General features: G+C 33.9%; 20 protein-coding genes. 11 read left to right on the forward strand and 9 right to left on the reverse strand.

All coding sequences use genetic code 11. The annotated features are described in order from the left end of the window. Positions 1-17: 17 nt before the first annotated feature. Entirely contained in the window at positions 18-1,451 is a 1,434-nt protein-coding gene (locus tag ES675_RS07490; protein WP_066256746.1) for a T9SS type A sorting domain-containing protein, read from the reverse strand. 40 nt (positions 1,452-1,491) lie between these two features. Next, positions 1,492-2,892 carry a class II fumarate hydratase gene (gene fumC / locus ES675_RS07495; protein WP_066256749.1) on the reverse strand — a complete coding sequence of 467 codons (1,401 nt, stop codon included), beginning with the start codon at positions 2,890-2,892 and terminating at the stop codon, positions 1,492-1,494. A gap of 158 nt (positions 2,893-3,050) precedes the next feature. Here fumC and ES675_RS07500 point away from each other — a divergent pair, with 158 nt between their 5' ends. The 3 genes from ES675_RS07500 (at position 3,051) to ES675_RS07510 (ending at position 5,743) form a co-directional block, all read left to right on the forward strand. Next, entirely contained in the window at positions 3,051-4,358 is a 1,308-nt protein-coding gene (locus tag ES675_RS07500) for an APC family permease (protein ID WP_066256752.1), read from the forward strand. A 62-nt stretch (positions 4,359-4,420) separates the two neighbouring features. Continuing rightward, positions 4,421-5,467 (forward strand): T9SS type A sorting domain-containing protein, encoded by a 1,047-nt coding sequence (locus ES675_RS07505; protein WP_066256756.1) that lies wholly within the window; start codon positions 4,421-4,423, stop codon positions 5,465-5,467. Positions 5,468-5,563: 96 nt separating this feature from the next. After that, the gene (locus ES675_RS07510; RefSeq protein WP_066256759.1) at positions 5,564-5,743 is read left to right on the forward strand and encodes an ATP synthase subunit B family protein; all 180 of its coding nucleotides are present in this window, start codon (positions 5,564-5,566) and stop codon (positions 5,741-5,743) included. A 179-nt stretch (positions 5,744-5,922) separates the two neighbouring features. Here ES675_RS07510 and ES675_RS07515 read toward each other — a convergent pair whose 3' ends face one another. The 3 genes from ES675_RS07515 to prfB all read right to left on the reverse strand — a co-directional run bounded on the left by ES675_RS07515 (position 5,923) and on the right by prfB (position 9,962). Beyond that, positions 5,923-8,382: a TonB-dependent receptor domain-containing protein gene (locus tag ES675_RS07515; RefSeq protein WP_066247672.1), complete on the reverse strand. Its 2,460-nt coding sequence runs from the start codon at positions 8,380-8,382 to the stop codon at positions 5,923-5,925. Positions 8,383-8,493: 111 nt separating this feature from the next. Beyond that, on the reverse strand, positions 8,494-8,835 hold the full coding sequence (arsC, locus tag ES675_RS07520; RefSeq protein WP_066247673.1) for an arsenate reductase (glutaredoxin): 342 nt from the start codon (positions 8,833-8,835) through the stop codon (positions 8,494-8,496). A 16-nt stretch (positions 8,836-8,851) separates the two neighbouring features. Beyond that, positions 8,852-9,962, reverse strand: a protein-coding gene (prfB, locus tag ES675_RS07525; protein ID WP_148367345.1) for a peptide chain release factor 2 whose coding sequence is annotated in 2 segments (ribosomal slippage) — positions 8,852-9,898 and positions 9,900-9,962 — 1,110 coding nt in all. Because the reading frame shifts where the segments join, the coding sequence is not laid out codon by codon here. Between the two features lie 90 nt (positions 9,963-10,052). Between prfB and ES675_RS07530 the strand changes: the two genes are divergently transcribed. Next, positions 10,053-11,078, forward strand: a complete 1,026-nt coding sequence (locus ES675_RS07530; protein ID WP_066247678.1) for a threonine aldolase family protein — start codon at positions 10,053-10,055, stop codon at positions 11,076-11,078. A gap of 55 nt (positions 11,079-11,133) precedes the next feature. On the opposite strand, the gene ES675_RS07535 is transcribed toward ES675_RS07530, so the two are convergent. Beyond that, on the reverse strand, positions 11,134-11,457 hold the full coding sequence (locus tag ES675_RS07535) for a YbaB/EbfC family nucleoid-associated protein (protein ID WP_066247680.1): 324 nt from the start codon (positions 11,455-11,457) through the stop codon (positions 11,134-11,136). A 74-nt stretch (positions 11,458-11,531) separates the two neighbouring features. On the opposite strand from ES675_RS07535, the gene ES675_RS07540 reads away from it, so the two are divergent. From ES675_RS07540 to ES675_RS07550, 3 genes are all read left to right on the forward strand, one after another. Continuing rightward, complete coding sequence (locus ES675_RS07540) at positions 11,532-13,589, forward strand: S9 family peptidase (RefSeq protein WP_066247682.1); 2,058 nt, start codon at positions 11,532-11,534, stop codon at positions 13,587-13,589. A 76-nt stretch (positions 13,590-13,665) separates the two neighbouring features. Continuing rightward, entirely contained in the window at positions 13,666-14,703 is a 1,038-nt protein-coding gene (locus ES675_RS07545) for a PLP-dependent cysteine synthase family protein (RefSeq protein ID WP_066247684.1), read from the forward strand. Positions 14,704-14,848: 145 nt separating this feature from the next. After that, on the forward strand, positions 14,849-16,108 hold the full coding sequence (locus ES675_RS07550) for an aminotransferase class I/II-fold pyridoxal phosphate-dependent enzyme (RefSeq protein WP_066247687.1): 1,260 nt from the start codon (positions 14,849-14,851) through the stop codon (positions 16,106-16,108). A 54-nt stretch (positions 16,109-16,162) separates the two neighbouring features. Here ES675_RS07550 and ES675_RS07555 read toward each other — a convergent pair whose 3' ends face one another. Then, positions 16,163-17,281, reverse strand: a complete 1,119-nt coding sequence (locus ES675_RS07555) for a GTP cyclohydrolase (RefSeq protein ID WP_066247689.1) — start codon at positions 17,279-17,281, stop codon at positions 16,163-16,165. 14 nt (positions 17,282-17,295) lie between these two features. Beyond that, the gene (locus ES675_RS07560; RefSeq protein ID WP_066247691.1) at positions 17,296-18,285 is read right to left on the reverse strand and encodes a transporter; all 990 of its coding nucleotides are present in this window, start codon (positions 18,283-18,285) and stop codon (positions 17,296-17,298) included. 102 nt (positions 18,286-18,387) lie between these two features. Between ES675_RS07560 and ES675_RS07565 the strand changes: the two genes are divergently transcribed. The 4 genes from ES675_RS07565 to ES675_RS07580 are packed head-to-tail and all read left to right on the forward strand — an operon-like array spanning position 18,388 to position 23,862. Beyond that, positions 18,388-18,663 carry a DUF4834 family protein gene (locus tag ES675_RS07565; RefSeq protein WP_066247693.1) on the forward strand — a complete coding sequence of 92 codons (276 nt, stop codon included), beginning with the start codon at positions 18,388-18,390 and terminating at the stop codon, positions 18,661-18,663. Positions 18,664-18,692: 29 nt separating this feature from the next. Next, entirely contained in the window at positions 18,693-21,104 is a 2,412-nt protein-coding gene (locus ES675_RS07570) for a YfhO family protein (RefSeq protein ID WP_066247696.1), read from the forward strand. Continuing rightward, a complete protein-coding gene (locus ES675_RS07575; RefSeq protein WP_066247698.1) occupies positions 21,079-22,383 on the forward strand; it encodes a glycosyltransferase family 4 protein in 1,305 nt (434 codons plus the stop codon). Before ES675_RS07570 ends, ES675_RS07575 begins: the two co-directional genes overlap by 26 nt. After that, positions 22,384-23,862: a lipopolysaccharide biosynthesis protein gene (locus ES675_RS07580; RefSeq protein ID WP_066247701.1), complete on the forward strand. Its 1,479-nt coding sequence runs from the start codon at positions 22,384-22,386 to the stop codon at positions 23,860-23,862. Between the two features lie 49 nt (positions 23,863-23,911). Here ES675_RS07580 and ES675_RS07585 read toward each other — a convergent pair whose 3' ends face one another. Beyond that, a complete protein-coding gene (locus tag ES675_RS07585; RefSeq protein ID WP_148367347.1) occupies positions 23,912-25,024 on the reverse strand; it encodes a hypothetical protein in 1,113 nt (370 codons plus the stop codon). Between the last annotated feature and the right edge of the window lie 99 nt (positions 25,025-25,123).

A 25,123-nucleotide genomic window follows, 5' to 3' on the forward strand; every position in this document is an offset into this window, starting at 1 on the left:
TATAAGTTGACGTTTTGTTATTGCTTTACAAATTTGAATGTTTTGTCTGAATTTTCAACCTTTAAAAGGTATACGCCATTTGTAAGTATGGAAACGTCTAAGGTATTATTCAAAACCGTTGTATTTAGAACCTCTTTACCTAAAATATTATATGCCAGTATTTTGAAAGGCTCTTGATTTGTTGTTTTAAAATTTAAGGTATTAGAAGTTGGATTTGGATAGATACCAAATGTATTAACTTGAAATTCTGGTGTACTTAACGTAAACAAATCATTCTTAAAAATAAATACGGTATCATTCCAATAACTAATACTGGCAATATCTAAATCACCATCATTATCAAAATCTTGGATTTCAATATCATAAGTTGTTGGACCCGAATCATCAATCATAATTTCACTTCCCAAGCCACCTGTCGCATCACTTGTAAACCAAATTAAGTCATTATCACTAATTCTACCATTGGCAACAACCAAATCATTGAAAGAGTCGTTATTAAAATCGGCAACACCTATGGCTGCGGTTTTAACTATGCTGGTTGCAATAGTAGTTTCGGTAAATGTGGTGCCCGTTCCACTAGCATCATTTGAATACCAAGCAATTGCTGGGTTTGCTCCTGGGTTATTGTCAGATTTTACAATGTCAAGATTAGAATCATCATTGATATCTGCAAATATAACTGAAAACAAAAATCCATTTCCGGTATCCACATTATTTGTATAAGCTGCAAATGGTACGTTTCCAGAACCATCTAGACCATCTGGAATAAAACGATTATCATACAATTTAACATCGCCATTTCCAGTAAAACCAACAACAACATCTAAATCACCATCACCATCAAAATCAGCTATATCCATGGTTCCAGGACTACTTCCAGGAGTTACCGGAACTACATAACGAAGTGTACCAAAAGTACCATCGCCATTTCCTAAAAAGTAAACCACACTATGGCCATCATACGCAGTGACTACAAGATCTAAATAGCCATTTACATCATTATCAATGTTAGCAGCTATAACCGTTCCTGCACCAGCAATACTAGATGAAATAGTTACAGCAGGTTCAAAGGTATCGTCACCATTATTTTCAAACCAAACTAAATTACCACCAACATAACTTGCTGCTATAATATCGTTATCACCATCACCATTTATATCGGCAATTGTTAATCCTTCAACGTAAGATAAAGCGTTAGGTGCTACCGCAGATAAAATTATTCCAGCTGCAAATGTACCGTCGCCATTGTTTTTATACCAGGTTACTTCACCAGTAACATCGGATCCGACAGCCAAATCTAAATAGGCATCGCCATCTAAATAACCGGAGGCAATAGTATACGGTTCTGCACTTGTGCTAGCATCTATTGTGCTTTTTACAAATGTTATTTGTGCATTTACAGTTAAACTCATAAAAAGTAAGCCTGTAAATAAGAGTAATTTTTGTTTCATGTTTTTAAAATTTGTTATTAATAGCGTAATATATTGATTTTTATTTGTTTATGCTGCCCACCATGTCCTCTGGTTTTACCCAAGCATCATAATCTTCAGCAGTTACATAGCCTAAATTAACAGCTTCTTCTTTTAAAGTTGTACCGTTGGTGTGAGCTGTATTTGCAATTTCCGCAGCTTTATAATAGCCTATTTTGGTATTTAAAGCGGTAACTAGCATTAATGAATTATTTAATAATTTTTTAATAACATCGTGGTTAGGTTCGATGCCTTGTGCACAATGCTCATCAAAACTCATGCAAGCATCACCAAGTAATTGTGCGGATTGTAAAACATTGGCAGCCATCATTGGTTTGTAAACATTTAATTCATAATGACCTTGCATGCCACCAATTGTAACAGCCACGTCGTTACCCATAACTTGAGCACACACCATAGTTAATGCTTCGCATTGCGTTGGATTTACTTTTCCTGGCATAATAGAACTTCCTGGTTCGTTTGCTGGAATATTGATTTCACCAATTCCTGAACGTGGTCCTGAAGCCATCATTCGAATATCATTGGCAATTTTATTTAAAGAAACGGCTAATTGTTTTAATGCGCCATGCGTTTCGACTAAAGCATCGTGAGCTGCTAAAGCTTCAAACTTATTAGGCGCTGTTATAAAAGGTAAATCGGTAAAATCAGCGATGTATTTCGCTACTAACTCTGAATAGCCTTCAGGTGTATTTAATCCTGTCCCTACGGCTGTGCCACCAAGCGCTAATTCTGATAAATGCGGTAACGTGTGTTCCACAGCCTTTAAACCATGATCTAATTGGGACACATATCCAGAAAATTCCTGACCTAAAGTTAAAGGTGTAGCATCCATTAAATGGGTACGTCCAATTTTTACAACATCATGAAAAGCTAATGATTTTTTATGAAGTGTATTTCGTAATTGTATAACACCATGAATCGTGTGTTCCACTATTTTCTTGTAAGCTGCAATGTGCATGCCTGTTGGAAAGGTGTCATTAGACGATTGGGATTTATTGACATCATCATTTGGTTGAATGGTTTTTTCACCTTCACCAATGGTTTTACCAGCAATTTGATGTGCTCTATTGGCAATAACCTCATTAACATTCATATTACTTTGCGTTCCAGAACCTGTTTGCCAAATAACCAATGGAAACTGGTCGTCGTGTTTGCCTTCTAAAATTTCTTCACATACTTGTGCAATTAGATCGCGTTTTTCTTCAGCAAGCACACCTAATTCACAATTTGTATATGCAGCTGCTTTTTTTAAGTAAGCAAAACCGTAAACAATTTCTAATGGCATAGATGCAGGTGCACCAATTTTAAAGTTGTTTCTTGAGCGTTCTGTTTGCGCTCCCCAAAGTTTGTCCGCAGGCACTTTAACGTCGCCCATGGTATCTTTTTCTATTCTAAAAGTCATGATATATATAAATTGAAATAAAATTAGTTGTTCTGCAAAATTACGATTTTATGACTAAAACCAGTAGCTGTAAAAGGGTTATTTGTTATAAAATATTGAGTTTAATATTCCTAATGAATAAAAAATGTTACTTTTAAGTATAACGATTCCATGCTTTTATGAAAAATAACACAAATTCTAATGCTAAAATAAGTTTACGGGAAGCTATATCTATTGGAATAGGTGGTATGGTAGGTGGTGGTATTTTTGCGGTGTTAGGCTTGGCCGTTTCATTAGCACAAGGCGGCACACCAATTGCATTCCTTTTTGCAGGAATTATAGCGAGTTTAACAGCCTATAGTTATTCAAAATTATCATTAGCATTTCCTGATAGAGGCGGCACTGTTAAGTTTATAAATCAGGGTTTTGGAAAAACTGTTTTTAGTGGCGCAATCAATAATTTGTTGTGGGTGAGTTATATTATTATGCTTTCGCTTTATGCTTCTGCTTTTGGATCTTATGCGCCTAATTTATTTGAAATTACTGGAGATTCTTCATTGGATTCGCATGTATACTTAAGTGGAATTATAATTATAGCGACTATTATAAATTACTACAGTATTGCAGTGGTAAGTAGGATAGAATCTTATGCCGTTATAATAAAACTAATTATATTACTAGGTTTTATAGTTGTTGGTCTATATGGGTTATTTGGTAATCCAAATGTTGAGCAACTATCGGTTTCTAATTGGGAGAGTCCACTTTTATTATTAACGGGATGGATGGTTATTTTTGTAGCTTATGAAGGTTTTGAACTTATTGCCAATGCTGCACCAGATATTATTAATCCAGAAATTAATATTCCTAAAGCTTATAATTATTCCGTTTGGTTTGTGGTTTTTCTGTATGTTATTATTGCAATAGTAACAGTAGGTTCTTTGCCTTTCGAAACCATAGCAAAGGCAGAAGATTATGTGTTAGCTGAAGCAGCCAAGCCCATGCTTGGTAAAGTAGGATTTACCATTATTACGGTAGCTGCTTTAATTTCAACTTTTTCGGCAATAAACGCATCCCTTTATGGTGGCAGTCGTGTGAGTTTTGAAGTTGCGGAAGATGATGAATTACCACATCACTTAACTAGTAAACTGTGGAATCAGCCTATTGGATTACTTATTACTGCGGTGTTAACCTTATTGATAGCAAATACTTTAGAGCTTGAAAGTATTTCTACTGCTGGAAGCGCAGGATTTTTATTAATTTTTGCCATTGTAAATTATGTGGCTTTTAAATTATCGAATCAAATAAAAGGGAAAAAATTAATTCCCTTAATAGGATTTCTAATGTGTTCGATAGCTTTTGTTACTTTAATCATTCAACAATTTCAATCAAATCTGGTTGGAGTAGTAGTCATTCTGGCTATTATATTTGGTTGTTTTGCTTTTGAATATCTTTATAAGAAACAGGAATCTATTAAAAAAAACATTTAAGGTATTCTTAAATTTTAATTTAAAAGGTGCTTCTTTGTTTAGTAATCAAAATAAAATAATTGATGATTAAAAATTTACTCGTAGTAGTTGTATTCCTATTTGCTAACAATTTACTCTCTCAAACAGTGGATGTTGTAACCGGATTAGATCATCCAATTGGAATTGCCATAAGTGGTGATGAGATATTTATTGCGGAACATTCAGGCGTAATATCTAAAGCTGATATATCTATTAGTAACCCTGTGAAGGAAGATATAGTTACTAATTTAACATATCCGCGGGCTGTTTGTTTAGTTGGTAATGAACTGTACTTTGCAACGCAACATTTATGGAAAATAAATATTAATGATCCTAATCCTACAGAAACACGCGTAATTTACTCCAACAGCCCGCGAGCATTAATAGCTACAGAAAATGAACTATTTATTTCAGGTGAAGATAGAATTTCGAAAATTGATTTAAATGCTGCCAATCCATATTCTGTAATAGTTGTTCAGAATATTGAAGCGCGAATTTTAGCTTTCGCCTTAAAAGGAGAAGAGTTATATTTTGGCTACGCTAATAAAGTTTCAAAAATTAATATTACAGACGCTAATCCGGTAATTGAGGACGTCATTTCAGATTTCGAATCCAATATTTATTCGCTAGCGTTTTTTGAAGATACCTTAATTGTAGGTTTGGGATTATATTATAAATTGCTGACCGTAGATATGAATGATTCTGTTTTAGTAGCGGAAGAATTTTTATCTAATTTGAGTGGTCAGCCTTTAAACTTGTTAGTCCATAATAACGCGCTTTTTATTGCTGGTGGTCAAGGAGATAAAATTTTTAAAGTGGAAAATCTGGGAACTTTGTTGAGTATTAAAGATAATAAGCCTGTTATAATGCCAAGAATATATCCAAATCCTACCACGCAGTTTATTCAGTTTTCAGGTTTGCAGGAAGAAAAACAATTCGAACTATACAATATTAATGGTGCTAAAGTGCTTAATGGAACTGTAAAGGCTAACAGCCAAATAAATATGAGTAGTTTAAGTGCAGGACTTTATTATTTAAAATTAGAGGGACTTTTACAAAATGAAACATTCTTAAAAGTTATTAAACACTAGAAAATAAAAGATGTTAATAAATCTTGAATTTACTGTTGTGTAAAAAAAGCATTTCATGTATATTTGCCATAGTTATCTATAAAAGAAATTTTTATTATGTTCGATTTTGACCAATATTTAGGGTTTTTAGCATTTTTAACCATTTTAACAATCGGTTTCTGGTTAATGATTTTTTTAATAACATTTGTCATTCCTTATTGGATTGGAGGTGCTTTAATTGAACGCATGAAAGAAATTCGCGAAGAGAAGAAAGCCAAAAGAGAAGCATTAAGCTAATCTAAAAAGAGAACAAACATATATAAAAACGTCTAAAAGAAATTTTAGACGTTTTTTTTATGATCATTTTTTATTGATTTGTTTATCAAACGAATTAATGGTTTTCACTAATGTGAAATTCAGTCAAAAAAAAAGACTGCCTTTTCAGACAGTCTTTTAATATATATTGTGATTGCAAATTAACCTTCGTAATCAAAATCACCTCCATTAGAACCGCCACGGTCTTGACGTTTTTTCTGTTGATTAAAACGGTATGTGAATGATAAGTTGAAACTACGCTCACGCCATTGAAATTCTGATGTACTATAATATGTATCTGTTGACGTATTCATAGTACGTTTTCTGCTATTAAGCAAATCACTTACGTTAAAAGCAATAGATGCTTTATCTTTGAATAAATCTTTACTAAATGCCATATTTGCAGAGAATACGCCTTCACGCTCGTTTTGCGCATCCGAAGATGGCCCTCTATAATTTAAACTAGTTTGCCATTCTATTTGTCCTGGTAACGTGTATTTATTGTTTAAACGTGCAAACCAGCTTGTACTTTCATTATCTAAAGATAAACCGTTTGGTGTTGTTCCAATAACCGATTGTTGAAATATATTAAAATTGGCATTTACATTCCACTTTTTCATTGGATTATAAGTTACTGTAAACTCAAAACCATATCTATTTTCTTCTGCTAGGTTAATAGGGGAACGTTCTATAACAGATAATTCTTGACCATCAACCGTTTCTGTTCTGCCTGTATCATAACTTACAAAACTAAAGGCATCCGTCGCGTGCTGATAATATGCCGATGTATTTAAAGATACTTTGCCAAATTTTTTGTAATAACCCACATCAAATAAACCTGAATAACTAGGTGCTAAATCTGGGTTTCCTCTAAAGATACTAGTTACACTAGAGCGTGAAGGGAACGGATTAATAAAATATGAACGTGGACGTTGAATACGTCTGCTATAACCCATGGTTACATTTTCATCACCACTTAACTCATAGCTTAAGTTTATTGTTGGGAACAGGCCATTATAATCTTTTTTACTATAATCCCCACTGGTAGGTTGGTCAATAGTAATCCGTGTGTTTTCTAAACGTAATCCTAATAAGTATGAAAATTTACTGCCAATTTTACTTCCAAACTGCGTATACGCGGCATTTACATATTCACGATAATTTAAAAAGTTAGAAAGATTGTTATTTATTTCAAACTCATTATCGGTTGTGTTTAAAAAAGCGATTTCATAATCTGTATCTTGATCATTGAAATTTCCACGATATCCTGCTTCAAATTGACTTTTTTCACCAATTGGTAAAACATAATCTGCTTGTAATAAAATCCGACTTTGGTCTTCAAGAGTAGAAACGCGTTCTGAATTTACACCTTCAACAAATACTTGAGAAAATTCATCTTCTGAATTATCTTCATATTGAAAATCTAATGTTAATTTATGTCCACTATTGTCAAAGTCTTTCATAAAGTTTAATGCGTATTGCATAACTTTATCTTCTTCTTCTTCTGGGTCAAAACGATTAGACTCTGAAACAAAAGCACCATTAACATCATATTGCGTTAACTTATTTGTCGTATTACTTTCATTATCACCATTTCTGTATGACACCGAACCAGTTAAGGATGCCGAATCCGTGATATACCATTCCACACCAAAATTGGTGCTTATACCTTTACGAATACGATCGTAATCATTGGTTTCATCTAAATATGAGTCTGGAAGATCATTAATTAAAACCCCATTTTCATCATATACTTTATTAAAATACTGCGTGTATGAAGATGAATTTCCAGGTACTTTACGGTAGTCATAACTAGTCGTGTTAAAAATGTTAACATCACCAGTTCTATAATTAATATTTCCTGAAATACCTGCTGATTCCGGGTGACCAACGTTTGCTGTAACAGCACCATTGAAGCCTTGTAGTTTGCTACGACGTAAAATAATATTTAAAATACCAGCAGTTCCTTCAGCATCATATCTAGCAGAAGGAGAGGTGATTACTTCCACACGTTCAATGGATTCAGCTGGTAATTGACGTAAAGCGTCTGTACTATTTAAACCAACTAAACCAGAAGGTTTTCCGTTAATTAAAATCCGTACATTTTCATTTCCACGTAAGGCTACATTTCCTTCAACATCCACAGAAACGGAAGGGACATTGTCTAAAACGTCACTAACAGTACCACCTCTTACGGTTAAATCTTTACCAACATTATATATTTTTTTATCTAGCTTAATTTCAACAGTTGTTGTTTCAGCTATAATCTCTACTTCATCAAGTGCTTGCGCATTTTCAGCTAATCCTATTGTACCTAAATTTTTATCTGAAGTAAGAACTTGGTTTGGAATTGTTAATTTGTCAAAGCCAATAAATTCTATAGTAACATCATAGGTTCCACTTGGAATAGGAATACTAAAAGCTCCTGATTCTGTAGTAATACCACCAGTTACAATGCGATTTTCAGTTTTATTAATAAAGGCAACCGTTGCGTATTCAAGTGGGAAATTGGTTGCTTTTTCAAATACTTTACCTGTTATGGTAACTTCATTGTTGTTTTGAGCAGTCAGGTTGAAAGCTGCTAAAACGATTAGTGAGAATGATAAAATTAGTTTATTCATGAATCTATTTTTGCGTATAAGACTGCAAAAATAGCCTTTGGTTTAAAGGGTTTTGGTTAAAAATTTGTTAAAATAAAAAGGCTTCAATTTTAACAATCAAAGCCTTTGTTTTTAAATGATTTCAAGTATTTTTTCAGGCGGTCTGCCAATTACAGCTTGCTTGCCATTTACAACAATCGGACGTTCAATGAGTTTCGGGTTTTTAACCATAGCGGAAATAAGGTCAGCATCAGATAAATCCGTACCTTTATACTGTTCTTTCCATATTGCTTCATTTTTTCTAACCAATTCTATAGGTTTAATACCTAATAATGTAATAACATTTTTAAGTTCAGCTTCCGAAGGCACATCATCCAAATATTTTTTCACCTCAAACGGTTTCCCTGAATTTTCTAAAATTTCCAATCCACTTCTGCTTTTACTACAGCGATTATTGTGATAAATTGTTATCATAGTTTGTTTTTATAATTTAAAGTTGACCTGATTCTTCTGTTTTTTGTCCCATCATCATTAAATATGCTTTTAAAAATGGTTCAATATCTCCATCCATAACGGCATCTACATTCCCAGTTTCATGAGCGGTTCTAACATCTTTAACCAATTTATAAGGATGCATCACGTAATTACGAATTTGGCTTCCCCATTCAATTTTCATTTTGTCGGCTTCAATGTCTTCACGTTGTGCGAGTTGTTTTTGCAGTTCAATTTCATATAATTGCGATTTCAACATTTGCATAGCACGTGAACGGTTATCGTGTTGCGATCGTGTTTCACTACAAGAAATCTGAATACCTGACGGTTTGTGGGTTAGCTGAACCTTCGTTTCAACTTTATTCACGTTTTGCCCACCAGCTCCACTAGATCGAGCTGTTGTAATTTCAATATCTGCCGGATTAATATCTATTTCAATAGTATCATCAACTAAAGGGTACACATAAACCGAAGCAAAACTAGTATGGCGCTTAGAATTACTATCAAAAGGAGAAATCCGCACCAAACGATGCACACCATTTTCACCTTTCAACCATCCAAAGGCAAAATCGCCTTCCAGTTCTAAGGTTACGGTTTTAATTCCGGCTACATCACCTTCTTGGTAGTTTAACTCTTTAACTTTAAAACCACTTTTTTCAGCATACATTAAATACATACGCATCAGCATGCTTGCCCAATCACAACTCTCGGTCCCACCAGCACCAGCAGTAATTTGCAATACAGCGCTTAAACTATCACCTTCTTCTGAAAGCATGTTTTTAAACTCTAAATCTTCAATAAGGGTTTGGGTTTTTTCAAAACGACTTTCTAAATCTTCGGCCGTGGCTTCACCTTCTTTATAAAACTCATAAATAACTTCTAAATCTTCGTGAAGTGTGACACCTTCTTCATATCCAGAAACCCATTTCTTTTTGTTTCTTAAGGATTGCATGATGGCTTCGGCAGCCTTGGAGTCATTCCAAAAATTAGGATCGAAGGTTTGTTCTTCTTCGTTTTGAATTTCAATTAGTTTGGCATCTACGTCAAAGATAGTGCCTTAATTTCTCAAGGCGGTTTTTTAGATCTTTAATTTGATCTGAAGTAATCATAGCTTTTAAATTTTAACAAAAATATAATTAAAAGCGCCAACAGAAAACTTAAAATGGATTAATTTTAGGCCAAACTTAATAGTTGTTTTTATGAAAATTGATTTACGAAGCGATACCGTTACCAAACCAACAAAAGGAATGTTGGACGCTATGTTAACCGCTCAAGTGGGCGATGATGTCTATAAAGAAGATGAAACGGTAAACGCACTAGAGGAGCGGTTAGCCAAACTATTTGGAAAGCCTAAAGCCTTATTTTTCCCTACGGGAACTATGGCGAACCAAACCGCCATAAAACTGCATACTAATCCTGGCGATCAGGTGATTTGCGATAAAGATGCACATATTTATCATTATGAAGGTGGAGGTGTGTCCTTTAATAGTGGTGTTTCTTGTAAATTATTAGAAGGAAATCATGGTATGTTTACCGCAGAGCAAGTTATAGACGCCATTAATCCGCCCGATTTTTATCACAGTCCATTAACCAAACTCGTTGAAGTTGAAAATACCGCAAATAGAGGAGGAGGTTCTTGCTGGGATTTTGAAGAATTGAAAAAAATTCGAACGGTGTGTAATACCAATCAATTAGGTTTTCATTTAGATGGCGCTCGTTTGTGGAATGCATTGGTGGCTAAAAATGAAACCACTCAAGATTATGGTCAGGTATTCGATACCATTTCAGTTTGTTTAAGTAAAGGATTGGGTTGTCCGATTGGTTCCGTTTTAATTGGCGATGAAAACTTAATGCAAAATGCGATTCGAATCCGAAAAATTCTTGGAGGTGGTATGCGACAAGTGGGGTATTTAGCAGCTGCAGGTTTATACGCTTTGGATAATCATGTAGAGCGTTTAGCAGACGATCATCAAAAAGCTAAAGAAATGGGCGTTGTTTTACAGTCCTTACCATTTATAAAGAAAGTCGTTCCTGTTGAAACTAATATTGTTATTTTCGAATTAGCGGAACGTGAAAAAGAAGCCAAGTTTCTAAACTATTTTTCAGAAAAAGGTATTCGTTTAAGTGGTATGGGAAGTGGAAAGTTGCGCTTAGTTACTCATTTAGATTACACAGATTCCATGCATGATTACTTTATGACGGTTTTAAGAGGTGTAAAACTATAACGTTTATTATTGTCATTCAGAAGAAGGCACGCCTGAAGAATCTCTAATCCAACTTTTATTTAAACATGTCCATCCCAGGAATATTGGGCATGCCGTCTTTGGCAACCGCTCCAATTTCAGTTTCATGAACTTGGCTAGCACGCTCAATGGCTTTATTTAAGGTTAGAACCAAGTAATCTTCAAGAGCTTCTTTGTCTTCTAAAAGTGCTTCGTCAATACTAATATCTTTAATGGTTCTATTGGCCGTAATAGTGATTTTCAATTTATTATCTGCGCTCGCTTCATCAATGAGCACGGAATTTAAACGCACTTTTGTTTCTTCAACTTTCTTTTGGGTTTCTTTAATTTTACCCATCATTCCCATAAGATCTCCAAACATAATATTATCAATTTTAATTAGATACAAAGCTATTTAATTTTTCTATTTTTGCTAGCTGATTAAATCCTCTTTTTTTGAAAAAAATATCCAATCCTCCAATAGCAAAAAAAATCGCGAAATCTCTTATTACACATGGAGATGAACGTATAGATAATTATTTCTGGCTTAACGATCGGGAAAATACAGAAGTTATCGATTATTTGAATGCCGAAAACGCATACACCGAAGCCGTAATGAAGCCAACGGAAGATTTTCAAAAATCACTTTTTGAGGAAATGAAAGCGCGTATTAAGGAAGATGATGAGTCCGTTCCATATTTCTATAATGGTTATTGGTATGTAACACGTTTTGAAACTGGAAAAGATTATCCTATTTACACACGAAAAAAAGAATCTTTAGAAGCTGAAGAATACATTATGTTTGATTGTAATGTAATGGCTAAAAAGCATAAATACTTTAAATTAGGTGGTATTTCTATTAGTCCAGATAATACCATGGCTGCTTTTTCGGTAGATACGGTAAGCAGACGTCAATACACCATTCAAATAAAAAATTTAGAAACTGGGAAATTGCACCCAAATAAAATTAAAAACACCACAGGTGGTTGTACCTGGGCAAGTGATAATAAAACAGTTTTTTATTCGGTAAAGGACCCCGTGACTTTGCGTGCTTATAAAATATTTAAGCATAATATTCATGAGAAAGCGTCAGAAGATATAGAGGTTTATCATGAAAAAGATGAAACTTTTAATGCCTTTGTTTATAAAACGAAGTCAAGAAAATATATTGTTGTTGGTTCATCGAGTACCTTAACGTCTGAATATCGCATATTACCAGCTGATAATCCGGATGGTGAATTTAAGATGTTTCAGGAACGTGAACGCGGATTGGAATATGCTATAGCTCATTATAATGATGCCTTTTATATTATTACGAATAATGATAAAGCCATTAATTTCAAACTTCAAAGAACTCCAGAAACACATACAGATAAAACGCATTGGGTAGATGTTATTCCGCACAGGCCAGATGTTCTTTTAGAAGATATAGAAATATTTCGCGACTATTATGTGTTAAATGAACGCATTCAAGGTCTTAATAAATTACGTGTTATTGGTTGGAATGGTACCGAAGATTATTATTTACCCTTTAACAGTGAAACATACACAGCCTATTTAGGTAATAATCCGGAGTTTAATTCTGATGTTTTAAGGTATGGTTATAATGCCATGACGACTCCAAGTTCTGTAATGGAATTTGATTTTAAAACGAAAACAAACACCGTTTTAAAAGAGCAAGACGTTTTAGGCGATTTTAATAAAGATGATTATACGTCTGAACGTATTTGGGCTACAGCCAGAGATGGTGAAAAAATTCCGATGTCTGTCGTTCATAAAAAAGGGGTGAAAAAGGATGGGAAAAATCCGCTATTATTATATGCCTATGGTTCGTATGGTGCTACAATAGATCCGTATTTTTCTACTATTCGTTTAAGTTTACTAGATCGTGGTTTTATTTATGTAATTGCCCATATTCGAGGTGGTGAATATTTAGGTCGTGATTGGTATGAAAACGGTAAATTATTAAGGAAAGAAAATACGTTTTCCGATTTTATAGATTGTTCCAAGTATCTCATTGATCAAAATTATACTACAACAAAACAGTTGTATGCTAATGGCGGTTCAGCAGGTGGTTTACTCATGGGAGCTATTATCAATATGAATCCTGAATTATACAATGGTGTAGTTGCAGCTGTTCCTTTTGTAGATGTGGTAACAACGATGTTGGATGATTCTATTCCACTAACAACAGGTGAGTATGATGAATGGGGAAATCCTAATGAAGAAACCTATTATCATTATATGAAATCTTATTCACCTTATGATAACGTAAAAGCACAAGACTATCCAAATCTTTTGGTAACGACGGGAATTCACGATTCTCAAGTTCAGTATTGGGAGCCCGCTAAATGGGTTGCCAAATTGCGCGATTTAAAAACCGACTCAAACATATTGCTGTTGCAAGTTGATATGCATACGGGTCATGGCGGTGCTTCTGGACGATTTGAGAGTTTAAAAGAAGTGGCTTTGGAGTACGCGTTTTTACTGGATTTAGAGGGAATTAGCCAATAGTTTAAAAAAAAGTTGTATTTTTGCGAGGTTTTAAGCTGCATTTCACCAAAAAAATGGAGTTACTCAAAAAGTAAATATGGGACACAAAAATCAAGTTTACAATAGTGTGTTAGATCTTATTGGTAACACACCTTTAATAAAATTGAATACAATTACAGCACCTTTTAATGGCAACTATTTTGCAAAAGTAGAAGCCTTTAATCCAGGACACTCTTCCAAAGATAGAATTGCATTATACATCATAGAACAAGCTGAAAAGCAAGGTATATTAAAACCTGGCGACACGATAATAGAAACAACCTCTGGAAACACGGGTTTTAGTTTAGCAATGGTGAGTATTATAAAAGGGTATAAGTGTATTTTGGCAGTGAGTTCAAAATCATCTCCTGATAAGATTGATATGCTGAAAACCATGGGAGCCAAAGTATATGTTTGTCCAGCTCATGTAGCTGCAGACGATCCAAAATCCTATTACGAAGTTGCCAAGCGTTTACATGAAGAAACAGAAGATTCTGTTTATATTAACCAATATTTTAACGAATTAAATATAGATGCGCATTACCATTCTACAGGTCCAGAAATCTGGAATCAGACAGAAGGTAAAATCACGCATTTAGTTGCTTGTAGCGGTACTGGAGGAACTATTTCTGGAATTGCTAAATATTTAAAAGAACAAAATCCAGATGTTAAAATTTTAGGTGTGGATGCGTATGGTTCCGTATTGAAGAAATACCATGAAACACGCGAGTTTGATGAGAAAGAAATATATCCTTACCGTATTGAAGGTTTAGGAAAAAACTTAATTCCAACAGCTACAGAATTTGATGCTATTGATGAATTCATCAAAGTAACAGATGAAGAAAGCGCACTTACAGCTCGTGAAATTGCCAAAACCGAAGGCTTATTCGTTGGGTATACTTCTGGAGCAGCTATGCAAGCCATCAAACAATTAAATGAAGAAAATACATTTGGTGAAAATGATGTAATTGTTGTTGTTTTTCCAGATCATGGATCACGTTATATGAGTAAAATATATAGTGATACATGGATGAAGGAACAAGGCTTTTTAGATACTGCCAAAGTAAAAGATAAAGAAGGCATCGAATTCATTTAAGGATGTCAGCATATAGAACACATGATAGTTAGCTCTAAACATTTTTAGTTAACTATCATGTGTTGTTAATAATAGAACGTAAAATTATTATGTTGTGAAATTTTAAATATCTAATTTTGCATCATCTAACTAGATTAATAGCTTTATGAGAGATTTATTTGATAAAATATATAGAGATAAAGGACCTCTAGGAAAATGGGCTTCCCATGCCGAAGGTTATTTCGTATTCCCAAAATTAGAAGGTGAAATTTCTAATCGTATGAAATTCCGAGGAAAAGAAGTGGTAACATGGAGTATAAACGATTATTTAGGTTTAGCTAACCATCCGGAAGTTCGTAAAGTAGATGCTGAAGCTGGTGCAGCTTATGGTTCTGCATATCCAATGGGAGCACGTATGATGTCCGGTCACACAGAACTTCATGAAACATTACAAAATGAATTAGCAGCTTTTGTTGATAAAGAAGCGGCTTACTTATTAAATTTTGGTTACCAAGGAATGTTGTCAACTATTGATGCTTTGGTATCTAAAGATGATATTATTGTTTATGATGTGGATGCTCACGCGTGTATTATTGACGGTGTGCGTTTGCATATGGGTAAGCGTTTTACTTATAAACACAATGACGTTGAAAGTTTAGAGAAAAACTTGGAGCGAGCTACTAAAATGGCAGAACAAACTGGAGGTGGAATTTTAGTGATTTCAGAAGGTGTTTTTGGTATGCGTGGTGAGCAAGGTCGCTTGAAGGAAATCGTAGAATTAAAGAAAAAATATAATTTCAGATTCTTTGTTGATGATGCACACGGATTCGGTACACTAGGTGCTAATGGAGCTGGAGCAGGTGAGGAGCAAGGTGTTCAGGATGGTATAGATGTTTATTTTGCAACCTTTGCAAAAGCTATGGCAAGTACTGGTGCTTTTATTGCTGCTGATAAAGAAATTATAGATTACTTAAAATACAACTTACGTTCGCAAATGTTTGCGAAATCATTGCAAATGCAATTGGTTGTTGGTGCGTTAAAACGTTTAGATATGTTACGTACCATGCCAGAATTAAAGCAAAACCTTTGGAAAATTGTTGATGCGTTACAATCTGGATTAAAAGAACGTGGTTTTGATATTGGAACAACACAAAGTTGTGTAACGCCAGTTTACTTAAAAGGAAGTATTCCTGAAGCAATGGCTTTAGTTAAAGACTTACGTGAAAATTATGGTATTTTCTGTTCTATCGTTGTATATCCCGTAATTCCTAAAGGATTAATTTTACTGCGAATGATTCCAACTGCAACACATACGTTGGAAGATGTAAGAGTTACGTTGGATGCTTTTGATGCTATTAGAACCCGTTTAGAGAACGGAACGTATAAGCGTTTATCTGCTGCAGTTACTGCTGCTATGGAAAAGTAATCCGATAGATATAATATAAAAAAAGCCGATTTTAATTTAAAATCGGCTTTTTCTTTATATTGCTTTCTTAAAAGTTTTTCTTCGTTTAATAATCTTGGTATCAAAATCTTTCCATATTTGATGTGACGCATGATTATCAGCTAATTCTGGAAGTCGAATACAAGTCTCAATCCCAGATTTTGTAAATGATTTGTGAAATTGATTAAAAATAACGGCAGTAACACCTTTGTTTTGATAATGCTCATCCACACCAATTAAATAGAACAAAGCTGTCTTGCTCGATTTTTTCGCTTTTAGTAGCTTTAAAAATCCGAAAGGAAACAATTTGCCTTTTGCTTCTTGTAAAGCTTCAGAAAATGATGGTAAAACGATGGCAAAAGCTACCATTTTATCATGTTCATCAAATACAAATTTGATATATTCTGGATTGATAAAGTTGATAAATTTCTTCTTAAAATAATCGCGTTGGGGATCAGAAATTGGTACAAACGACGATAGTTTAGAATAGGATTGATTAAACAAATCAAACATACTATCTAAATGCGGTATAATTTCACTGGTTTTAGTATAACTACCAGCTCTCAATTTAAAACGCTTTAAAATGATGTCATTCGCTCTTACAAAACGTTCAATAGGTAAGTTGATAAACGAAAATTTACTTTCTATATATTCTTTCTCAGTTTCAAAACCCAATTGATTAAAATGATCAATATAATAGGGGTGGTTATACCAAGTTGCCATAGTTCCAATGTGATCAAAACCTTCCGTTAACGCACCATTTTTATCTAAATTAGAAAAACCAACAGGTCCTTCCATATAGTCAAGATTATGCTGTTTGCCTATTTCGGCAACTTTATCAAATAGGAGTTTAGAAACATGAATATCATCAATAGTATCAAACCAACCAAAGCGCATTTTCTTAACTTTCTGTTCGTTGACTTCTGTCCAATTCACAATAGTCGCTATTCGACCAACAACTTCATTGTTTTTGTAAGCTAGAAAAAAGCGCGCTTCGGCATGTAGAAAAGCGGGGTTTTTATCTGCGCTTAGTGTGCCAACTTCATCAGATATAATGGGCGGTACCCAGTATTTTGAATCTTTATATAATGAAAATGGAAATGTGACGAAACGTTTTAGTTCTTTTTTGTTTTTTACTTCGTGTAATTGTATCATATAGCTTTCAACATCTAATTTAAACCTTCATCAAAATCAGTATCTTCTTTTTCGCGTTTGTTTTTGTTTTTTCCACGCGCTTTATTTTCTCGACGTTCTAACTCTTCATCAGCTGATGTACCGTCTTTTTCTTCTTTGTCTTTATGAAAATCTAATCTGTAGGATGCGCCAATAGTAACGCCAAATACAGTAGGTGTATCTTTTGTATTAAAAGTTAAAGCCGTATCAAGTTGGAAATTCTTACTCCATAAATACGCACCACCAAAACGAATAAGATTATCTGCATAAAAATCACTATTAATACCTTGTGTTTCACCAAACAGAACCCATTGGTCGGTTATAGACTTGGTAAGCGTTAAAATAAAGGAGAAATCAGATTGATCTGTTCCTATTCGGTCTAAAATAAAGTTGGTAACAAAAACCCAACCGCTTGCAAAATTATTTTGCGTTCCTACCATAACTTTAGGGCTAAAACCTTCAACACCATAAGCCGTAAACGGATTATCTTTAGCATCAAAATTAGCACCTGCGTAAACGGCAACTGCAGGAATTAACTGCTTCCACTTGAATTTATTATTGGCTTTCCAACTTCTTAAATCTGGTTTTTCTTCACCTGCATTTTTATAAGGATCATATACCAAATATTTAGCACCAACAGTTAAGGTTTTAAAATTACTGAAAGTTTCGTCAGTAGTAACAATGCCAGTATAACTTCTGTTCGTTGACTGAAATGTCCCTTCCACATTAACTTCTAACTGTGGGAATAAAAAGCCATAGCGAACTGCAAAATCAGCACCAAAGCTTTTATCCTCTCTATTTAAAAGATTGTGATTTTCATTCAAAATATAAGGGCCAACTTCAAACTGAACCACATTAGTTCCTACGGAAAATGCACTTCTTGAAACACCAGGTCTGTTTGAATTTATAACTTCGGTATATTGCGCGTACGAATAAAGTGTTGTAAACGAAACAAGTAGAAATAAATAGGCTTTAATTGATTTCATAAGTTTTTGTTTGATTTCAAATATAGATATTTTATATTTTTTTTAAGTATTTAAGAGGTAATTTAAATAGTAAGAATTGTATTTTTGTAAAAATTTAGTGATATGCTTCAACACGCATCATTTATGGGCTTAATTAAAACAATTTTAATCATATTATTAGTTTGGTACGGGATGAAAATTTTATCGCGTTTGTTTGCACCTGCTTTAATGCGCTATGTCGCTAAAAAGGCGGAAGCGAAATTCGGACAACAATTCAATCAGAGACAACCTCAAGAGCCTACTAAAAATGAAGGTGAGACGGTTATTGATAAAGTACCACAATCAAATACTTCAAATAAAAACGTTGGCGAATATGTAGATTACGAAGAAATTGATTAATTTTCGCCTTCATTGATTAATCCGATTTCATGCAATTTTCAATAAAAAAATGCCTGCCTCATATTCTTGTTTTAGTAGGCTTTATTTGTCTTTCATTAGCTTATTTTAGTCCTGTTTTAAAAGGTAAAGAAATTTATCAAAGCGATATTAAACACTATATCGGTATGTCCAAGCAGCAAAAGGACTTTAAAGCAGATACAGGAGATGAAACGTATTGGACCAATAGTGCTTTTGGTGGTATGCCAACGTATCAGTTAGGTGTAAAATACCCACATAATTACATTAAGCAACTCGATTTAACCTTACGCTTTTTGCCAAGACCAGCGGATTATCTATTCCTCTATTTTATAGGGTTTTACATATTGTTACTAACATTAAAGGTTGACTTCAAATTAGCGGCTTTAGGCGCCTTGGCTTTTGGTTTTTCTACCTATTTAATTATCATATTAGGTGTTGGCCATAATAGTAAAGCGCATGCTATTGCATATATGCCTCTAGTTTTAAGTGGCATCATCCTCACATTTCGAAAAAAATATATTGTAGGGTTTCTATTAACTGCTGTTGCTATGGCTTTGGAGTTGGTGGCTAATCACTTTCAAATGACCTATTACTTGATGTTTTTAGTTATGGTAATTGGTATTGCCTATTTGGTAGATGCTTATAAGAAAAAAATGCTACCTCATTATTTTAAATCTGTTGGTATCATGGTAGCTGCTGTGGTTTTGGCTATTGGATTAAATGCTACAAATATTCTAGCGACTCAAGAATATGCTGCGGAAAGTACGCGTAGTCAAAGTGATTTAACTATTAATCCAGATGGTTCGCCTAAAGAAGTAACAACTGGTTTAGATAAAGCCTACATAACAGAATATAGCTACGGACTTTTAGAAACCTTCAATTTATATATTCCACGGTTTTTAGGCGGTGGAAGTTATGAGGACGTAGGAAAAGATTCCGCTTCGTATGATTTTTACCTAACACTTGGTGCAACGCCTCTTCAGGCTATGCAAGAAGTAAAACAGACACCAACATATTGGGGAGACCAAACCATAGTTGAAGCACCAGCTTATATTGGAGCAGTGGTGTTATTTTTGTTCGTTCTTGCCTTATTTTTAGTGAAAGGTCGCTTGAAATGGTGGTTAGTTGGTGGAACCGTGCTATCACTTTTATTATCTTATGGGAAGAATCTCGGGTTTTTAACCGATTTCTTTATTGATTTTGTACCTATGTATAACAAGTTTAGAGCGGTAAGTTCTATTCAAGTTATTTTAGAATTGTGTATTCCAATATTAGCTATTTTCGGGTTGGTACGTTTATTTAATCCACTTGAAAAACAAGAAGAAAAGCTAAAAGCTTTAAAATATACGGCTATGATTACTGCGGGATTAGCTGTGGTATTTTTACTCTTTAAATCGTCTTTATTTAATTTTGTTGGTGCTAATGATGGGTTGTACCGTCAGAATTATGGCCCTCAATTTATTGATGCTGTTATTAAAGACCGAAAAGCATTTTTTACACAAGACACGTTACGAACCTTAATTTTAGTGCTACTTTCAGCAGGAACGATCTTTATGTTTATTAAGGAGAAACTATCTGAAAAAATAGTCATAATCATTTTTGCTGGTTTAATCGTTTTCGATTTAGTTGGTGTAGATAGACGCTATGTGAATAATGATAATTTCGTTTCATCTGTTCAAGTTAACAAACCGTATCAAGCTAATGCTGCGGATTTAGCGATTTTAAAAGATCCTGAACATTTTAGAGTTTTAGATTTAACATCAGGTGGTGCAAGAGCGTCGTATTTCCATAATTCGGTTTCAGGATATCATGCTGCAAAGTTGAAACGTTTTAATGAGTTGTATGATTTTCATATTTCGCAAAACAATATTAACGTGTTGAATATGCTAAATGCCAAGTATATTATTGCGCAAGATGATGATGATAATTTATTTCCATACACAAATACAGATGCCAATGGAAACGCCTGGTTTGTAAGTAATTTAGAACAGGTTAATGATCCTAATATTGAAATTTTAAAACTAGATAGTTTAAATACGAAGCAAATTGCAATTACCTCTATGAAAGGATTGGAAAACAAAACATTTCCAATAGATTCATCGGCAAATATCCAGGTAGAAATATATAAACCAAACTATATTAAATACCAATCGGAATCTGCTGTAGATGGTTTTGTTGTATTTTCTGAAATATATTATAATCATGGATGGAATGCTTATATAGATGGTGAATTAATGCCATACACACGTGTTAATTATGTATTACGTGCAATGAATGTTCCGGCCGGCAAACATACTATCGAATTTAAGTTTGAACCAGAAGTAATACAAACGGGTAGCACCATTGCTTTGGCAAGTTCTGTTATTTTCGGATTATTATGTTTAGGTGGTTTGTTTTATGGTTTTAAACGTAAAACAGACTAGTGTGCGCAAAAAGGTGCTTATCGTTACATATTATTGGCCACCAGCAGGAGGTCCCGGTGTGCAACGTTGGTTGAAATTTGTAAAATACTTACCGGATTTTAACATAGAACCCATTGTATATATTCCAGAAAATCCTAATTATCCGATTGTTGATAATAGCTTACTATCCGAAATTCCTGATTCGGTAACCATCATTAAACAGCCAATTTCAGAACCTTATAAATTAGCTGGTTTGTTTTCAAAAAAGAAAACAAAAACAATCAGTAAAGGAATTATTACCAATGATGATAAACAAACTGCATTAGAGCAGATATTACTTTTTATTCGCGGTAATTTCTTTATTCCAGACGCGCGAAAGAGTTGGGTGAAACCTTCTGTAGCATATTTATCTAGCTATATTAAAACACAAGAGATAGATACGATTATTACAACAGGCCCTCCACATAGTTTGCATTTAATTGGTTTGGAGCTAAAAAAGAAACTAAACTTGAATTGGCTAGCTGACTTCCGTGACCCTTGGACCACTATTGGTTACCATAAGCAACTAAAACTCACCAAAAGCGCTGAAAACAAGCATAAGCAATTAGAGCAAGATGTTTTAAGAAGTGCCGATCGAATTATAGTGACAAGTTACGTTACGAAAGCAGAATTTAAAGAAAAAACAAACAAACCAATTTCGGTAATTACTAATGGCTATGATGCTAATCATATAACCAAGCCTGAATTGGATTCTCAATTTACTTTGGCGCATATTGGTTCCTTACTATCCAAACGAAATCCCGAAATATTGTGGCAGGCTTTAAGTGATTTGATTGTTGAAAAACCAAGTTTTGCAACAGACTTCAAGTTGAATTTAGTCGGTTTTGTGAGTGAAGATGTGTTGCAATCTATGGATTCATATGATTTAAGTGATTATATAAATGAAGTTGGTTATGTATCACATGAAGAAGCAGTTAGATTTCAAAAAAAATCACAAGTACTTTTGTTAATTGAAATAGATTCGCCAGATACACGTTGTATAATCCCTGGGAAGCTATTTGAATACATGGTTTCGGAAAGACCTACAATTGCAATAGGTCCTGAAGGATCAGACGTAGCAACTATTTTAAAAGAAACTAATACAGGTAGCTATTTTAAATATGATGATTATAACGCTTTAAAGAAGCAAATTGAGTTGTATTACGAATCGTTTAAAAAAGGAAGTTTACATTCGCATGGTATTGGATTACAAAAATATAGTAGAAAAGCATTAACTAAATCATTATCCGAGTTATTATAAATGGGAATCGTTACCAGTCAGTCCATAAAAAATACGCTTATCACCTATCTAGGTTTTGGATTAGGTGCTATAAATGTGTTGTTTTTATTTACTGAATTCATTAGTGACGAATACTTCGGCCTAATTACCTATATTTTTTCTACAGCCAATGTTATGATGCCAATTTTAGCATTTGGTGTCCATAATACACTTATAAAGTTCTATTCAACTTATAAAACGCGACAAACACAGAACGGGTTTTTAATACTCATGTTGTTTTTACCTTTAGCAATTATTATTCCTACAGCTATTATTGGCTATTTTGCTTTTGATGTTATTAGTACATGGTTATCTGGGACCAACACCATAGTTGCAGATTATGTTTGGCTCATCTTTATTTCGGCAGTTGCTTTTTCTTATTTTGAAGTGTTTTATGCGTGGTCTCGTGTACAAATGCAAAGTGTTTTTGGGAATTTCATGAAGGAAGTCTTCCATAGAGCTGGAACCATGATTTTATTGTTCTGCTTGTATCTAGGTTTTATAGATGTTGAACAACTTATTTATAGTATAACAGGCATTTATATTATTCGTGTGGTTATCATGAAGTTATACGCCTTTAGTTTGCGGTTTCCGTCCTTTAACACCGTTAAAATTCCGAATCTTTCATCAGTATTAAAATATACTTCACTAATAATTATAGCAGGATCCGTTGCCAATGTTATTTTGGAAGTCGATAAATTTATGCTGAATAGGTATGTAGCCATTGAATATGTAGCTTATTATGGTGTAGCTATATATATTGCGTCTGTAATTGGTGTTCCTAGTCGCTCCATGCATCAGATAATTAGTCCACTAACAGCTAAATTATTGAATGAAAGGAACAGAGGTGAACTGGGTAAATTATACAAAAAAAGTTCGTTGAGTTTATTTATTATTAGTGGGTTTATTTTCTTGCTTATTATCTTAAATATTAATGAATTATATAATTTCATTAATGAAAATTATGCAGACGGAATATTAGTTGTTTTTGTAATCAGTCTATCCAAACTTACCGATAGTCTATTAGGGAATAACAATGCTATTTTATTCAATAGTGATTATTACCGAATGGTGCTTGTTTTGGGTGTGTTTTTAGCGGTATTGACAGTCGTTTTAAATATGGTGTTTATTCCTATATATGGTATAAATGGTGCTGCATTTGCCACTTTTTTATCCATATTATTGTATAATTTAGCGAAGCTATGCTTTGTACATATAAAATTAAAGATGCAGCCTTTTACCATTAATACAGTTAAAGTACTTGTGCTTATAATTGTGAATCTGGGCGTGTTTTATTTTTGGGATTTTCCATGGCATCCAATACTAAATATAGGTTTGAAATCTTTCTTAATAACTGCTTTTTATGGAACGGTTGTTTACACTTTGCATTTTTCTGAAGATATTACCCAGCTTATCAATACAATTATCAAACGTATTAAAAGAGAAAATCCCACGAAGTAGCTTTGAGGCATACATATCGCAGGACTTTCTTACTAACCAACCAAAATTTTTATCTTCTTCGACTAGAGTCCGATTGTCTGGAGTTTCTAGTAGTTTTTCTTTCTTTACTATATGTACGAGATTTAGTAGCACTTGGTTTTTTATTTACCTGATTATTTTTACTAACACGTTTAGATTGGGTTCTAGAATTTGTGCTTTTCCTCGTACTGTTATCTCTTGAACTGTAAGCAGAAACTTTTCTATTGCTATTTCTTGAACTTGCCTTACTATTACCACGCGTACTAGGTTTTGATTTAGTTTCAGTATTACTACGTACGCTACCGTTTGTTTGCATGGTATTAGAACGTCTTGGGTTTGTATTTCCTCTAACTGAATTCTCATTAGTTCTACTTCTTGGCGTTTGTTGAACCGCATTGTTTCTACTTCTAGGCGCTTGTTGTGAAACCGAATTCCCACGTCTGTTTGGTGAACTAGTTGCCAAATCTGAACGTCTAGTTATAGTATTTCCTCTTCGGCTAGCAACTGCACTTGTACGTCTGTAATTATTGGCATAAGGGGTTGAATAACTATATCGAACCGGTGTGTAATGTTGTCTGTATGGTCTTTTATAAACTACGCAATAATCGTAAGCAGGAACGCGGTAATACCTGTGCCATGGTCTATACACATAAATGCGGTTATAAGGATTTATAAATCCTGTACAATACGTGAATTGGTTATAACGGTTATAATGAACATACATGCCACCAACACTTACCAAATAACCAAAACTATTGTAGCGCATGGATACATCGCCAACACGAGTTACACGACCGTAATAATCATAAAAAACAGGTATGTGTTCAATTTGAATAATGGCTCCAAACTCATCGTATTGGACAAAACCATTATAATCATAACCTGTGTTAAAACTAATGCTCACATTAGGTGTATTGACGGAAACATTCACATTATTCGTATAATTAGCCATATGAAAATCAAATTGGCCATCCGGAAATAAGGAGAACTCTATGCCACCTTCAACAAAAATGAAATTATTCCCATTACCAAATCCGCTATTATTTATTTCATAAGGTTTTTGATCTGGTATGTCATTCGTGCTAGCCATGACGGCTGTACTTGACACTAATAGTATCGAAAATATATATACTAACTGTTTCATAATTGTTGTGTATTAATTAAACTCATTTATTGTAAAACAAACAACGTGCCAAAAAAATTAAAATTTAAGTATATAATTGAATTTCAATTAATTAAAAAT

It is taken from the genome of Algorimicrobium algoritergicola (assembly GCF_008086165.1).
GTDB classification, from domain to species: Bacteria; Bacteroidota; Bacteroidia; order Flavobacteriales; family Flavobacteriaceae; genus Algorimicrobium; species Algorimicrobium algoritergicola.